Genomic DNA, 15,611 nt, shown 5'->3' with positions numbered 1-15,611 from the left:
TATCGCGCGCTCAGAAACGACCCGCGCGATACGGCGCCGGATCGGTGAACGGCGCTTCGCCGGTCATCATCTCGGCCAGCAGGCGGCCGGTGACGGGGCCGAGCGTCAGCCCGTGATGGTTGTGTCCGAACGCGAACCACAGCCCGCGATGCGCGGGCGCGGGGCCGATCACCGGGCGCATGTCGGGCGTGCACGGGCGGAAGCCGAGCCACGGATGCGGGTCGAGCCGCTCGCCGAACCCGAACACCGGCCGTGCGACGCGTTCCGCGCGTTCGAGCTGCACGCCCGTTGGCGGCAGCCCGCGCCGCGCGATCTCGACGCCGGTCGTCAGCCGCAGCCCGCGCCGCATCGGCGCGATCACGTAGCCGTATTCGCGATCGACGATCGGCGCCGACGGCACGCCGCGCGCGGACGGCGCGTAGTGCATGTGATAGCCGCGTTTCTCGCGCAGCGGGATCGTGTAGCCGAACTTGCCGAACACCGTGTCGGACCACGGGCCGAGCGCGACCACGACGGCCGGCGCGGCCGCCGGGCCGTCGTCGGTCTGGACCTGCCAGCCGGGCGACAGCGCGTCCAGGCTCGCGGCGTCGCCGGTCAGCAGCGTGCCGCCGCCCTGCACGAACAGGTGTGCATACGCTTTGACGAGCGCGGCCGGATCGACGACGCTCTTCGGGTCGAGCCAGTGCAGCGCACCGCAGAAGCCCGGGGCGAGGCTCGGTTCCTGCGCGCGCAGCGCGGCCGCGTCGAGCGGCGTGATGCCGAGCCCGTGGCGGCGCGCGGTGAGGCCGGCCTCCGCGACGCCGCGTTCGAATGCGGCCGGCGTGCGGAACGCTTCGAGCCAGCCACTCGCGCGGACCAGTTCGCCGGCGCCGGCGCGCGCGATCAGCGCATCGTGTTCGACGATGCAGCGCTCGATCAGCGGCAGCATGTCGCGCGACGCCGCCGCGTGACGCAGCGGCGCCGATTCCCACCAGAACCGTGCGAGCCACGGCGCGAACGCGGGCAGCGACGCGCTGTGCCAGTAGAGGTCGGTCGAGCGGTTCAGCGCATAGCGCATCAGCGTGAACGGGCTGCGCGGGAACGGGTACAGTTCGACCGACGAGCGCTCGATCAGCCCGGCATTGCCGAAGCTCGTGCCTTCGCCGGGCGCGCCGCGATCGACGAGGGCGACCTTGCGGCCGCGATCCTGCAGGTGCAGCGCGGCGGAGACGCCGACGATGCCGGCGCCGAGAACGATGACGTCGAAATCCATCGATGGTGAGTGACGGTTGGCGGGGCGCTTGCCCGCGGTACGGTGCGCGCCCGGGTTGGGAATCGTTCGAACCGCAAGCATACTCGCGCCGGCGTGGGGGGCCAAGAGGGGCACGCGGTCGATACGTGGCGGCTGGCCCGTGCGCGACGATCGCCGCTGGCCGTGACGAGGTGGGCAGCACGCTGCGCCGGTACGCGCATTCCGAGGCGCGTGACGATCGAATTGTCCGCACACGCACACGCACACGCACATGCATACGGGGCGCCGCTGACGATCGGAGCCGCGCGTGTCGCGATCGCGCAGCACGCGAGTACATATGAAGTTTGCCGTGCGCGGACGGTCAATCAGCCGATCAATTCGCCGACGTCGAGATCGAATCGATGTCGGCCGACGCGTGCGTCCGTCTCATCGGGCAGCCGCGCTGAATCCGCATACTTTCCGACGTTTTCGCGGGTGATTCCCACTGCTTGGGGAACCGAATTTTTACCTAAGATGGAAGGAATCGTGCGCGTGATACGGTGCCTGCACGCGCATGGCGGGCAGGAGGCGGGGCCGGGAACGACTGCGGCAGATGTTTCCATCATGGATGCGAGTGTGTGCGCGGCGGCTGCGAGTCTTGCAGTCGCATCGACGCCAGCGTGTGCGGCGGCAATTGCCGCGCGAAAGGCGTCCGGCCAGCAGGGCCGAGTCGCCACGTTCCGCCATGCGTTTGTCGCAATCGTTTGCGTTCTGAGCGCGATACCGGCCGTCCTCGCCGGCGCGCCCGGGGTTGCCGAGCGTCCGGTCGATACGGTGCAATTTGCCGCCACCACCACGCCGACCGGTCCCACGGGTCCCGCCTTTTCGTCACACGACTCCGCCGTGCGTCAGGTGGTGCTCGGCATCATCAGCTTCACGCGCTGGCCGACGACGCCCGTGCGCCTGCATCTGTGCGTGACGGGCAGGCCCGACTACGCGGGTGGCCTCACCGACACGCTGCAGGCCGGCTCGACCGTGCTCGACGTGCAGCGCATCCGCTTCGACGACCCCGCGCTCGGCATGGCGTGCGACGTCGTGTATCTCGGCGCCCTCGGCAACGACGAGCGCGCACGGGTCAGGGCCGTGCTGTCCGGCCGCCCGGTGCTGACCGTTGCCGAACACGATATGTCCTGCACCGCGGGCGCGATGTTCTGCATCACGGTCGAAGGCGAACGCGTCACCTTCGACATCAATCTCGATGCGGTCGCGCGCAGCGGCGTGCGCGTGCATCCGAACGTCCTCAATCTCGCACGACGGCCGGTGGCGCCATGACACGATCCGCGCTCCCCGTTCCCGCTTCGCGCCCACCGCGCCCGACGCTGCAAAGCGTGCTGCGCCGCGCGCATCTGCGCCTCGCGTTCGTCGCCGTGACGATGGCCGCCGTGTCGTTGATCGTCGTCGCCGTGATTGCGTTGCGCGCGTATGCCGGCAACAACCTGAATCTGCTGGCGCGCTCGCTCGGTTATACGGTCGAGGCGGCGCTCGTGTTCGGCGATCGCGTCGCGGCGAACGAGGCGATCGGGATGATCGCCGGCGACGAGGACGTCGCGCAGGTGGTCGTCACCGACAGCAGGGGCCAACTGTTCGCGACGTGGCAGTTGCCGGCCGGAAACGGGGTCGCCCGGCTCGAGCGCGCCGTCGCCGATGTGGCGCTGCCCGGGCCGGTCACCGCGCCTGTGATGCATGACGGCATCATCGTCGGCCACGTCGTCGTGCGCGGGCGCGGGCACCAGTTCTTCGGCTTCCTGCTCGGCGGCGTCGGCGGCATTCTCGGCTGCCTCGCCGTCAGCGTGTTCGGCGCGTACGTCAGCTCGAAGCGCCTGCTGCGCAACATCGTGTCGCCGCTGCGCGCGCTGGCCGGCGTCGCGCACGCGGTGCGGCGCGAGCGGGCGTTCGCGCGGCGCGTCGAGCCGACGGCGATCGCCGAACTGAACCAGCTCGGCGACGACTTCAACGCGTTGCTCGACGAATTCGAAGACTGGCAGAACACGCTGCGCGACGAGAACGCGTCGCTCGAGCACAAGGCGACACACGATGCGCTCACCGGGTTGCCCAACCGCATGCAGTTCGAATCGCGCCTCGCGCTTGCGCTGTGCGATGCCACGTTGACCGGGCAGCGGGTCGCGGTGCTCTATCTCGACTGCGACCGCTTCAAGGAGATCAACGATGGTCTCGGCCACGACGCCGGCGACGCGGTGCTGATCGGCATCGCGTCGCGGCTGCGCACGCGGGTGCGCGAGACCGATCTCGTCGCGCGCCTGGGCGGCGACGAATTCGCGGTGATGCTGGCGACGGTGCCCGAAGCAGGCAGCGTGTGCCGGATCGCCGACGAGATTTTGTCCGGCATGGCGCCGTCGATCGAGCTGTCCGACGGCCGCGTGGTGGCCACCATGATGAGTGCCGGCGTTGCGCTGTATCCCGATCACGCGTCGGACGCGAGCGGCCTGCTGCGCGCGGCGGATATCGCGATGTACCGCGCCAAGCGCGCGCGGCCGGGGTCGTGGCAACTGGCGGAGAGCGTGGCAGGGCCGGTGTGATGTCGATCGACTCGCGCCGCGGACGAGGCCGCGGCGGCGGTTAAAAGAAGCGCTTGCGGAGCGGGCGCGATGGAAGGGGATGCGAAATGAACCACTCGTTTCCTGTGAGCACGGGGCGGATGTGCGTCGGGAGCGCGCTGCTGCTGTGCATGCTGCTGGGGGGCTGCAAGACGCCGCCGCTTCATCGCGGGCTGACGCAGACGCAGGTCACGGCGCTGAAGTCGGCCGGGTTCCAGGAGACCGGGCAGGGGTTCGAGTTCGGCTCGACCGGGCCGATCCTGTTCGATTTCGACCGGTACAACCTCAAGCCGGATGTCCGGCGGATCGTCGAACGGATCGGACGGACGTTGCAGTCGGCGGGGATCAACGGCGTGCGCGTGTATGGGTATTCGGATAACGAGGGGACGGAGAAGTACGACGTCGAATTGTCGAGGCGGCGGGCTGAAGTCGTGGCTGTCGAGTTGGTCGACGTGGGACTCGATGCGAAGCGGATCACGATCGTCGGGAAAGGGAAGCGCGATCCGGTGGGGGATAACAAGACGCCAGGCGGGCGGGCGCAGAATCGGCGGGCGGCGATCGTGGTTTCGCCGAGGTGACGCGACGCGTTGTGCGTGGGTGGACGCGCTGACAAGCGAGCTGTGCCGCCTGTTGTAACGGTTCGCCACCATTGGCGCGAAAATTTGCGAGTGACCGTTCGCATGCGGCGAGCCTTGATGTTCGCGGCATTCGGGAGGGGCATCGACTGCGTCCGTCATCGCCGGAATGACGCGCTTTCGATTCGTTGTGAATGAAACAATCTGTCATCCAAATAAAATCGTTCCGCCTTTTATTGAACGCTGCATCGCCATCCGCACATGCAGCGACGGACGGAACGAGTATGGCCATCGAACCCAAGGATCTGTTGCCGCACTTCGAACGCGAGATGACGCTGCTGCGCCATTCGATGCAGACGTTTGCTCAACGCTTTCCCAAAATAGCCGCTCGGCTGGCGATCACCGGCGAGCATTCGGACGATCCGCACGTCGAACGCCTGTTGCAGTCGTTCGCGTTGATGGCGGCGTGTCACGACATTCGTCTCGAAGATGACGTGCCTGCGTTCACGGGCAGTTTTCTCGATACGCTCGACGGCGCTTTCCTGCGCCCGTTTCCATCGTGCGCGATTGCGCAATTCCATGGCGACGGCAGCAGCGAACTGACCGCGCCGCGCATCGTTCCTCGCGGCGATCGGCTGATCGCGCCGATTGGCAAGGAAGTATTTCGCATTGCGGACGATGTCGCGATCGCGCCGCTGAATGTGTCGGCGGTGCGTTACACGACGTCGGCGATCGCGCCGCGCGACGTCGCGTTGCCCCCGGAAACGACCGGTTTGCTGACCTTCACGTTCGAACTCACCGCGCCGAATGAGACGTTCGCCATCGTGCCGGACAGATTGCGCGTGCATTTCACCGGCGCGCGGGAAATCGTCGCGGCGCTCACCGATGCCGCGTTGCTTCTTGCCGGCCGGAGCTTCGTCGAAGCAGGCGATGCAACGCGCTGGAAGCGTCTGCCGGACGCGACCTTCACGGCTGTCGGCTTCGATCCCGCCGATGCGCTGCTCGACGTGCGGCCCGACGATGCGCTCTGGCCGCTCCACTTGCTGATGGCGTATTGCGCGGTGCCGGAGCGTTTCGACTTCGTCGATCTGGACATGCGGGCGATCAAGCGAAGCGCCGGCGTCAGCCGTCGCGTCGTGCTCCATCTGGCGATCGCGGGCGTGCATCCGGATTCGCATCGCGCCCAACGCCTGGCCGCCGCAACGGCCGACCACGTCCGGCTGTTTTGTGCGCCGGTCATCAACCTGTTTCCCGACGACGCCCAGCCGATCGAGACGCGCGCCGGTTGCGCCCATTACGCGGTGAAGGCGCTTGCGCAGGCCGGCGTGTCGCGCACGGCCATCTGGTCGATCGACACCGTTCGCCATGTTTCCGACTCGGGCGCGTCGACACTGGCACCGTTCCGGTCGCTGCAGCATGGCACGGGCATGCGTCCCGGATTGTTCTGGACGGTGTTGCGCGACGAGGCACGGCGGGCGCCGAAGGAGCCTGTCGATTCCCGAACCAAGGAGGCGGAGACGACTCCGCCACCAGCCCCGGCCGACACTGCCGAGTCGCTCCGCGGCGTCGAACTGGCACTGGTCGATCAGGACGGACGACCTGCCGATCCCGGCCATCGCAAGCTGGAGATCCGGCTGTCCTGCACGCAGGGCGATCTGTCCGGGATGCGTGAGCGCGAGCTGGCGTTGCCCAGCGGCGACCCGGTGGGAACGATTTCGCTGCTGAACCGGCCGACGCGGAGCCAGCCTCCCGCTTTCCGCTACGGCGAGCTATGGGATCTGCTGTCGCTCCTCGTGCCGCAGGCGACACGGCTGGACAAGGGCGGGCTGACCCAGCTCAGGCGGCTTTGCGCGCGCTGGGCGGAGGATTCCGTCGACGCCGGCCGGCGTTTCGATGCGCTCGTGTCGCTATCGACGGCGCGCGTGCGGTGCTGGCTGCCCGGCAAGCCGGCATCGGCGTTCGTGCACGGGCTGGAAGTGCGGCTCGTCGTCGACGAGCAGCGTTTCGCCGGGTTCAGCCTCAGCGGGTTCGCGCACGTGATGGACCGGTTTTTCGCACCACATGTGCCGGTCACGAGCTTCGTGCAGGTCGTGCTGCTTTCGGCCGCTACCGGCGCGCTGCTTCGGCGTGGGACGCCGCGTCCGGGTACCCAGCCGCTGGTTTAGTTTCTCGATTTTCAGGGCTCGAACGAAAACGTTTGCGCACGTCTTTCAAGCGCCCGGGTTTTACCCTACATTATCGGGGCCGCGGACCGGCGAGCCGGCCGATGGAACCTGAGATCACACGCAAGGAACAAGAATGAGTTTCGCTCCGAACGGGGGTATTCCCAGTGGATTGGGCGGCAGTGCGCTCGGCTCGTTGAGCGCGCTCGGGGGCCTCGCCGGCCCGGTGGCGTCGAGCGTGGCCGGCAGCCTCGGGCCGCTCGCGGGGCTGGCCGGGCACGTCGACACCGTCCAGCGCGCACTGCAACTCGCGCAGACCGGCTTCTCGCTGATGGAGAAGACACCCGGCGCCATCGCCGAAGCGATCAACGGCGCCGCCAACCCCGCGCGCCTGACCCAACTCAACCGCTACGTCACGCTCGACACGCCGCTCGGCCCGGATGTGCTGCTGGTCAGCGCGGCCGTCGTCGACGAGCACGTGAACCGCTTGCCGGAAATCCACCTCGACCTGCTGTCGCATCGCCACGACCTGCGCCCGGAGGACCTGATCGGCCAGCAGGTCAAGATCCGCTTCGACCAGCAGGCGCGCCTGTCGACGCTCGAACGCGTCGTGGCGTCGGGCGCGGGCGACAACGATCGCTACTTCGACGGCTACGTGGCGTCGTTCGATCGGGCCGGCAACCCCGGGAACGTCACGCAATACCACCTGACGGCCGTGCCGTGGTTCTGGTTCCTCACGCGCTCGACCGACTGCCGGATCTTCCAGAACAAGACCGCGCAGGACATCCTCACCGAGATCTTCCAGGAACACGGTTTTTCCGATTTCACGTTCGACATCCGGACGAGCCAGAAGCCGCTCGAGTACGTCGTGATGTACCAGGAGAGCTACTACAATTTCTGCGCGCGGCTGATGGAGCAGGAGGGGCTCGTGTGGACGCATCGTTACGAGAAGGACAAGCACTTTCTCGTGATCGGCGATACAAACCTGCTGTTCCGCCCGATCGACGGGCTCGCCACCGTGCCGTTCGCCGCGACCGAGGCGAGCGAGGATAGCGGCATCGACCAGTTGCACGAAGGCCGGCGTTTCGGCGTCGGCAAGGTCACGTTCCGCGACTTCAATCACCAGAATCCGTCTTCGCCGCTGATGCTCGTGGAGGCCGGCCCGCAAAACCTCAAGCACGCGCGGCTCGATGCGACCGAGCGGTTCGAGCACCAGTCGCTGTACGACCATGGCGACGACGGCAACCGCTATGCGCGTTTCGCGATGGAGGCCGAGGAGGCGCAAGCCCATCGCTATACCGGCGGCGGCTACGCGTGGCGCATGACCACGGCCGGCGCCGTGACCGTCGCGAATCATCCCGTGCTTGAAAACAACCAGGAATACGTGATCCTGCATGTGCGTCACGAGGCCGTGAACGACTACACGCAGCACAGCGCGAAGCTGCCGTACCGCAACAGCTTCGCGCTGCTGCCGAAGAAGATTCCGTACCGTGCGCCGCGCGCGACGCCGAAGCCGGTGATTCACGGCACGCAATCGGCGATCGTCGTTGGGCCGAAGGGCGAGGAAATCTATACGAACGGCAGCGCGGTGAAGGTGCATTTCCCGTGGGACCGGCGCGGCAAGAAGGACGGCTCCGATTCGATGTGGGTACGTGTGTCGCAACCGTGGGCGGGCGACGGCTGGGGCGCGGCCGCGATCCCGCGGATCAAGCAGGAAGTGCTGGTGGCGTTCAATCAGGGCGATCCGGATAACCCGGTGATCGTCGGCCGCGTGTTCAACGGCGAGCAGGGTAATCCGTATCACGGCGCGGCCGGGCAGACGATGGGGATCAAGAGCCAGACGCACAAGGGGCAGGGGTCGAACGAGATCCGCATGACCGACACGAACGGCATGCAGGAATTCTTCATGCATGCGCAGAAGGACATGAACACCGTCGTCGAGAACAACGAGACGCACAAGGTGTTCGGGCCGATGCGTACCGTCCTCGTGGCGACGGGCAGCGAAGAAAAGCAGATTCCGCAGGGCAACCTGACCGAGACGATCGCCGAGAAGCGCAGCACCACGGCGACTATCGTCGAGGTGACGACGCCGGCGAAGGACGGAGGCGGCGGCACGCAGGTCTACATGGCCGAGCGCGGCATCCTGCTGAAGGTGCAGAACAGCTCGATCTCGCTCGCGCCGGAAGGCATCCGCCTGGAGCACAACGGCTCCGTGATCCTGATGACCGACGACGGCGTGATGGTCAACGGCAAGCGCATCGATCTCAACAAATAACTCGAACGAAACCAGCCATGCACTACGCAATCCATGAAGGCACCTTCGAATTGCCGGACGCGGCGCTTGATCGCACCGTCAACATGCTGATTCTTCCCGTCGGCCCGGGCGGGCTGAGTCTCGTCGTGTCCCGCGGCCGGTTGCGCGAGCAGGAGTCGATCGACGCGTTCGTCGAGCGCGAATGGGCGCAGGCGTCGCGCACCGCGCAGAATCTGAACGTGCAGTCGCGACGCCCGGTGACGGTCGGGCGGGCAGAATGCCCCGGCGTGCAGACGGAATCGACGCATGAACAGGACGGCCGCACGTTTCATCAGATGCAGACGGCGTTTCGGCTCGATGCCGGCGGGCAGGTCATCGTGATGACGTTGACCAATGCCGCGCCGCTCAACGACGAACAACGTGCGCTGGCCGCGCGCATGCTGGAGAGCTTCCAGCTTCGCCCGGTTGCGCCCACGCTGGTTTCGGATGCCGACCGCCCATGAGTCAGCCGGCCGCTCGTAAGGACGATCCCTTTACCCACACGACGCTCGCGGGCGACCTGCTCGGCATGGGCGGGTCGCTGCTGGGTGGCTTGGGGATCGGATGGGCGCTGACCACGATAGCGGAAGGACTCGTGTTCGGTGCATTGGGTGCGCTCGAAATCGGCACGGGCGGGCTGGCGACGCCGATCGTGCTCGCGATCGGCGTCGGCGTGGCCGCCTACATGCAGGGCTCGGGCCTCAACGACAAGATCGACGAGGCCGCGAAGGGGCTCGGCAATGCCATTTCCCCGCCCGAGGAGAAAGGCACGATCCAGAACGGCTCGCCCGATGTGTTCATCAACGGGAAGCCGGCCGCGCGCGCGGCCGACGGCGCGGACATGGATCCGGTCCTGTGCAGCGATCATCCCGGCCCGCAATTCGTCGCGCAAGGGTCCGACGTGGTGTTCATCAACGATCTGCCCGCGGCGCGGGTCGACGACAAGACCACCTGTGACGGCACGATCTCGAAGGGCTCGCCGGACGTTTTCTTCGGCGGCGGCACGAAGACCGTGCGCGACATCAGTGCAGCGCGGCCGTGGGTCGCCGGACTCGGCGCGGCGATCGGTATCGCGCTTGCGCTCTGCGGTCGAGGCAAGGGAAGCTGGGGCGATTTCGTCAAGGGCAAGCTGCCGTGTCTCGCGATGAACTTCGCGGCCGGCATATTCGGCACATGGCTCGGCAGCAAGATGCAGCCGTCGGCCGGCCATCCCGTCAACGTGATCACCGGCGGCAAGATTCTCGACGGCAGCGACGATACCGACTTCGTGTTGCCGGGCCCGCTGCCAATCGTCTGGCGGCGTTTTTACAGCAGCCACGACGATCGCGCCGACGGCCTGTTCGGTGCTGGCTGGAGCGTGCCGATCAGTGTCGAGTTGCGGTTGGCGCGGGAGAACGGCGTCGTCACGTCGATCACGTACTGGGACGAACAGGGGCGCGACATCGAGTTTCCGGCGGTGCCGCCGGGTGAAAGTCATTTCAGCGTGCCTGAAGGCATTTACCTGATTTGTACCGCCGGCGGGCACTATGTGGTCGAAACGGTCGATGGCTTGTATCGCGATTTCGGCCCGGCCCGGGCACCGGCGTCGGATGCTGAAACACTGGAGCTTCGGCGGATCGAGGACCGAAACGGCAATTGGATCGAGGTCGAGCGTGCGAGTGTCGGCGAACGGGTGCGGCCGGTTCGGCTTCACGATAGCGCCGGCCGGGTGCTGACGCTGCATTACGATCCGGAGCATCCGCGACGCGTCGCATCGATTGAACTGTCACGCGGCGTCGATGGCGAATTGCCCGAGATTCTGGTTCGTTACGGCTATACGCGCGCCGGCGAACTCGCATCGGTCACCGATCGCAGTGGCCATACCGGGCGGCATTTCGGCTACGAACACGGCCTGATGACACGGCATACGCTGCCCGGCGGACTACAGTGCTTTTACGCGTGGAACGGCGTCGGCCGCGACGCGCGTGTCGTGCGCCACTGGACCGACGACGGCGAAGCGTACACGTTCGACGCGGACCTTGCGCAGCGTTCGGTGACGATCACCGACCAGATCGGGCGCGTGACGCAATGGACGTGGAACGAGGATCGGCAGCCGACGAGCCATACGGATGCCGAGGGCAACGTATGGCAGTTCGAATGGAACGCGATGCGGCAGTTGGTCAGCACGACCGATCCGGCTGGCCATGTCACTCGCTTCGAATATGACGAGCGCGGGCGGCAGACGCAGCGGATCGACGCGCTTGGCCAGGTCGAGCGGACCGAATGGAACGGGCACTACGATCTGCCGGTTGCGGAAATCGATCCGACCAACGCGCGATGGATTTATCGTTACGACGCGCGCGGCAACCTGACGATGACGCGCGATCCGGTGGGTTCCGCGACCGAGTATTACCGGGACGAGCGCGGGCTCGTGCATACGATTCGCGATGCGCGTGGCGGCTATAAGTTCCTCGAATGGAATGGCCGGGCGCAGTTGACGTCGTATACCGATTGTTCCGGCAAGGTCACGCGGTTTGCCTATGACGCACGCGGTGCGCTCGCTCGGGTGACGGATGCCGCCGGCCATGCCACCGTGTACGAAGCGGATGCGATGGGGCGGGTCACGGGGATCGGGACGGCTGATGGTGCGCGTCAGACGTTTCGGTACGACGCGGCGGGACGTCTCGTTGAGGTCATTGATGCGAATCAGCGCAGCACGCGTTACGAGCTCAATCCGCGTGGATTGTTGCTGGCACGCACGGATGCGGCTGATCGTATCGTGCGGTTCGGTTATGACGATGCGTTCCGGTTGGCGAGCTTGACCAACGAGAACCGTGAGACGTATCGCTTTCAGTATGATCGTCGCGATCTGGTTTCCGCGCAGATCGGTCTTGATGGCCACAAGCGTACGTACGGGTACGACGTGTGCGGTCAAGGCACGATCGTGCGCGATGGGCAGATCGAGACGCGATACGAGCGCGATGCGGTCGGGCGGTTGACGGCGAAGCAAGCCGCGCACGAGCGTTGCGAATACCTGTATGACGAGGCGGGCCGGATCACATCGGCCGAGTTATACACGCTCGCCGCGCGCGGGCCAGCGCTGAAGAATCGCGTCAGCCTGAAGTACGACAAGCGTGGTGAGGTCGTCGAGGAATACACGCCGACCGGCTGGCTCGCACACACCTACGACGAGCTTGGCAATCGGGTCAGCACGACGATTTCCGGCGAGCGTACGATCGATTGGCTGCATTACGGTTCGGGGCATGTGCATCAGATTCGTTTCGATGGTGCCGCGGTTGCGGACATCGAACGGGACGATCTCCATCGCGAGGTGCTACGGACGCAGGGCAAGCTGACGAGTCACTTCGGGTATGACGCGGTGGGGCGCCGTGCGCGGCAAACTGCGCAGCGAGGTACGGCGGGCGGCGAATTGCTTGCGAAGCAGTGGCAATACGATGCCGCAGGTGACGTGATCCAGAAGCGCGATCAGCGTTACGGCACGACGAGCTATCGGTATGACCCGACGGGGCGCATCGAACAGGCGACAGGGCCGGGACTGCCGTCGGAAGTGTTTCGCTGGGATGCGGCGGCCAACCTGGTGTCGAGCGATCACCCGGGCGGCTACGTCGAGCACAATCGGCTCAAGGTGTTCGAGGACAAGCGCTTCGAGTACGACGTGTATGGGCGGTTGGTTCGCAAGCTGAGTGGGCATGGGCCGGCTAAAGAACTGGTGCTTGAATACGACGATTGGAACCAGCTCAAGACCGTCGTGACGAAGGACCGGCTCGGCATCGCGACAACGCATTTCGAGTACGACGCGTTCGGCCGGCGGATTCGGAAGCTCAACGGCAGTTATGCGAGTACGGATTTCCTGTGGGACGGCATGCGGTTGGTGCAGGAGACGTATCACGATCGCCAGGGCGAGGAAGCGCTGACGTACTTGTACGAGTCTAATAGTTATGTGCCGCTTGCTCGGATCGATCAGGGGAAGGCGGCGGCTAATGATGCGGATGTACGGGATGCGGTTTATTACTTCCACAACGATGTTTCTGGGCTGCCGGAGGAACTGACTGACGCTGGGGGCGAGCTGGTTTGGCAGGCGCGCTATAAGGTGTGGGGCAATGCGGTGCAGGAGGAGTGGGTTGCGCGAGCGCCGCAGCGGTCGGCGGCCGCCTGGGGTGAAGTGTCGGTGGCCGCGCCGACGTCGATACATGCACGGCGACCGCAGAACCTGCGTTTCCAGGGGCAGTATCTGGATCGTGAAACTGGGTTGCACTACAACACCTTCAGGTTCTACGATCCGGATATTGGGCGGTTCATCAGCCCGGATCCGATCGGGTTGATGGGAGGGGTGAACTTCTATGCGTATGCACCCAACTCGCTTGGATGGGTTGATCCGCTGGGACTCTCCTGTGGAGAAACGCCTCGAGCCAAACCGTCAAACTCGAGTTTGGCTAGTCGTATTCGCGGTATGCTCAATTTGTATCCGGAGGTAGTGGACCCGAGAACTGGACGTAGTATCCCTTTCCCCAGTGGAATAGGAGGGAAAGTTCCTGTTGCAGATCGGGTTTCGTGGGGCGCGACCGAGCGAGGAAATTTCATTAAGGAATGGTACGACCGAGGATATTCAACGCCCCGAGGGGGATGGGCTGAGTACGATATACATCATATTCAACCAAGGGAATTTGGTGGTAACAATGATTTCTGGAATTTGGTGCCGGTTCAGCGGAAAAGCCATCAGGAATTGTTCAATGCATTCTGGAGAGATTTTGACGGATTATGAATAAATTGAGTATTCTTGTTGGGAAAATGAAATCGGATTGGTCCGTTTCGAGAAGGGCTGTTCATTTTGGTCAGGAGTGTCCGTTTTTATTGAGATCCGATTTTTCTGATGGCGTTGCTGGTGATGTGGCAATGGATGGTATTCCGGATTCTGCGTGTGAGCTCACGCAGTTTTGGAAAATATCCGGGCGAGCAGATTTATTCAAGGATGATGAGTATGGGCAATGGGGTGTTGAGATATTGTCACCTCAAGGGGCAGTCGAAGAAACGGCGAAGCAAAAGCAGATAAGGAGCCGAGAGTTTCTGGATAGTGATATTGTGTTCGCCCGTTTTTATGGGGATTCCGATTTGCTTCTGATGGATTCCGTTGGTGCTGTTTACGTCGCTTTACCTTTGGATCATAGAGGCGACTGGCCGAAAGTGGCGGATTCTCTTGAGGATTTTTTGGAGAGGCTGACGAACTCGCAGGGGGCTAAATATTGGGAGCCGCCAAAGGGAAGTCGCTAATTTGGGCGAGGCGATATCGCATGTAATGCACCAGCGTTGCATGCCTGTATGACAAGGCGGGCCGGATCACATCGGCCGAGTTGTACACGCTCGCCGCGCGCGGACTATCGCTGAAGAATCGCGTCAGCCTGAAATACGACGCGCGCGGAGAAGTCGTCGAGGAATACACGCCGACCGGCTGGCTCGCACACACCTACGACGATTTAGGATTTGATTTTCTTGAGGGGTAATATGCCGCGCGAGATGGTTATCTCGGATTGTTCTGAGATAAGCAGCGGTCTCCGCTTGGGGTGGATCAATGAGTTGTGGGTTTATTCATTCTGGAGTGGTTGGTCTATTGCTGTTTTTGGTGAAAAGGTGTTAAAGGCGCGTTGTAAGGGGGCGGTACTATGGGGAGTTCGATCCCATTTTGCTCATTTGGCGAAAAAATAGCAAAAAAAGTGCGGGTTTGTTGCTCCCCTTGGTAAGAAGTCTTTCAAACAAGGTGAGGCGGTGATAGAGGTAATAACATATCTCAAGTCCGAGGATGGGCTTGTAGATTTTCATAGTTTCGATGGAAAAATACAAGATCCAGATTACATCGAAGGGGCTATTGAGCTCTCTGTAGATGGGGTCGTTCTTCTTGATAAATCAATGTGGGATTGTGTTGATCAACTATGGGCGTATTTGGCTGAAGGTTTGGTGTGTGTTTCACGCGGGGAGGGGTTCAAGACTTATTTTCCAGATCAGCCTATCGAAATAAAGTTTGCGGTGCACGGCGCCAATGTGGTTTTTTCTGTAACCGTTCGAGAAACCGTAAAGGTGGTTGTGGATCGCTTTGAATTTGTTTTTGAAATGAGGAGATTCGCAATCGAATTTTTTGAGGACCTGAAAGGTAGGGGTGGGAGGGTTTCTGCTGGATCAGATCTCTATCTAGATAAACTGAATTCGATATAAATCTATGGGTGAATTGGTGTCTGGGGCTGATCGGTGCTTGAGTGTGGTTCTTCTGGAAGATGTAGATTTTATCGAGTTAGTTAGAAGGATTGGGTCCCTATTTGATGCGTGTTTGGTTGTGGTGGACAAAAGGGGCGCTATATCGCGAAGGGGAAAGGGATAATTTTTTTCTCGAGATTGTTGATAGGGTTGACCGCCTTGGTGATTTTTTGAGTGATGACAATCACGTTGTTGATTTTTATGTTGCGTCGAATTTTTATCGAGAATTTGAGGATAGACTTAAATTAATTTTTAAGTGCGGTAAAGTTAGATGGAAGTATGCGGTATGGTCGAAAATTGATCGACATGAGAGGTTGCGCGAAATATATCCTGATTTGGATTGGTCTGAGGTCCTGAGTCGTAGCGAGCAGAGCGGCCTCGAGTAAATCAACCCTACACGGCGAGAACTCCGCACCGCACCCCTGATCTGAAGCGCCTCGAGTGTGTAGGCCATCTGAGGGCCTGCGTGAAAACCGTAAGTGCAACTTCGACAGATGATCGGCCGCGCGTTGT

General features: G+C 63.3%; 11 protein-coding genes. 10 read left to right on the top strand and 1 reads right to left on the bottom strand.

Features of this window, described 5'->3' with window-relative positions; all coding sequences use genetic code 11:
* Positions 1 to 10: 10 nt before the first annotated feature.
* The gene (locus tag A9Z05_RS06735) at positions 11 to 1,252 is read right to left on the bottom strand and encodes an FAD-binding oxidoreductase (RefSeq protein ID WP_069617398.1); all 1,242 of its coding nucleotides are present in this window, start codon (positions 1,250 to 1,252) and stop codon (positions 11 to 13) included.
* Positions 1,253 to 1,834: 582 nt separating this feature from the next.
* On the opposite strand from A9Z05_RS06735, the gene A9Z05_RS06730 reads away from it, so the two are divergent.
* The 10 genes from A9Z05_RS06730 to A9Z05_RS35965 all read left to right on the top strand — a co-directional run bounded on the left by A9Z05_RS06730 (position 1,835) and on the right by A9Z05_RS35965 (position 15,059).
* Positions 1,835 to 2,542 (top strand): YfiR family protein, encoded by a 708-nt coding sequence (locus tag A9Z05_RS06730; protein WP_069617397.1) that lies wholly within the window; start codon positions 1,835 to 1,837, stop codon positions 2,540 to 2,542.
* The gene (locus A9Z05_RS06725) at positions 2,539 to 3,807 is read left to right on the top strand and encodes a diguanylate cyclase domain-containing protein (RefSeq protein ID WP_069617396.1); all 1,269 of its coding nucleotides are present in this window, start codon (positions 2,539 to 2,541) and stop codon (positions 3,805 to 3,807) included. The genes A9Z05_RS06730 and A9Z05_RS06725 overlap by 4 nt, the downstream gene beginning before the upstream one ends.
* A gap of 86 nt (positions 3,808 to 3,893) precedes the next feature.
* Entirely contained in the window at positions 3,894 to 4,403 is a 510-nt protein-coding gene (locus A9Z05_RS06720) for an OmpA family protein (protein ID WP_069617395.1), read from the top strand.
* A 191-nt stretch (positions 4,404 to 4,594) separates the two neighbouring features.
* Positions 4,595 to 6,565: a type VI secretion system baseplate subunit TssF gene (gene tssF, locus A9Z05_RS06715; protein ID WP_371090685.1), complete on the top strand. Its 1,971-nt coding sequence runs from the start codon at positions 4,595 to 4,597 to the stop codon at positions 6,563 to 6,565.
* Positions 6,566 to 6,698: 133 nt separating this feature from the next.
* Positions 6,699 to 8,837 carry a type VI secretion system Vgr family protein gene (locus tag A9Z05_RS06710; protein WP_069617393.1) on the top strand — a complete coding sequence of 713 codons (2,139 nt, stop codon included), beginning with the start codon at positions 6,699 to 6,701 and terminating at the stop codon, positions 8,835 to 8,837.
* 17 nt (positions 8,838 to 8,854) lie between these two features.
* Entirely contained in the window at positions 8,855 to 9,319 is a 465-nt protein-coding gene (locus tag A9Z05_RS06705) for a DcrB-related protein (RefSeq protein WP_069617392.1), read from the top strand.
* The gene (locus A9Z05_RS06700; protein WP_256121873.1) at positions 9,316 to 13,617 is read left to right on the top strand and encodes an RHS repeat-associated core domain-containing protein; all 4,302 of its coding nucleotides are present in this window, start codon (positions 9,316 to 9,318) and stop codon (positions 13,615 to 13,617) included. Before A9Z05_RS06705 ends, A9Z05_RS06700 begins: the two co-directional genes overlap by 4 nt.
* Positions 13,614 to 14,123: an SMI1/KNR4 family protein gene (locus A9Z05_RS35975; RefSeq protein WP_141723382.1), complete on the top strand. Its 510-nt coding sequence runs from the start codon at positions 13,614 to 13,616 to the stop codon at positions 14,121 to 14,123. Before A9Z05_RS06700 ends, A9Z05_RS35975 begins: the two co-directional genes overlap by 4 nt.
* Positions 14,124 to 14,203: 80 nt before the next feature.
* The gene (locus A9Z05_RS35970; protein ID WP_256121872.1) at positions 14,204 to 14,353 is read left to right on the top strand and encodes a hypothetical protein; all 150 of its coding nucleotides are present in this window, start codon (positions 14,204 to 14,206) and stop codon (positions 14,351 to 14,353) included.
* A 262-nt stretch (positions 14,354 to 14,615) separates the two neighbouring features.
* Positions 14,616 to 15,059 (top strand): hypothetical protein, encoded by a 444-nt coding sequence (locus A9Z05_RS35965; protein ID WP_141723381.1) that lies wholly within the window; start codon positions 14,616 to 14,618, stop codon positions 15,057 to 15,059.
* Positions 15,060 to 15,611 lie beyond the last annotated feature (552 nt).

Origin of the sequence: Burkholderia sp. A2 (assembly GCF_001729305.1) — a bacterium.
GTDB classification, from domain to species: domain Bacteria; phylum Pseudomonadota; class Gammaproteobacteria; order Burkholderiales; family Burkholderiaceae; genus Burkholderia; species Burkholderia sola.
Note: the sequence above shows the minus strand (reverse complement) of the source record. Positions and strands in the feature narration are given on the sequence as shown.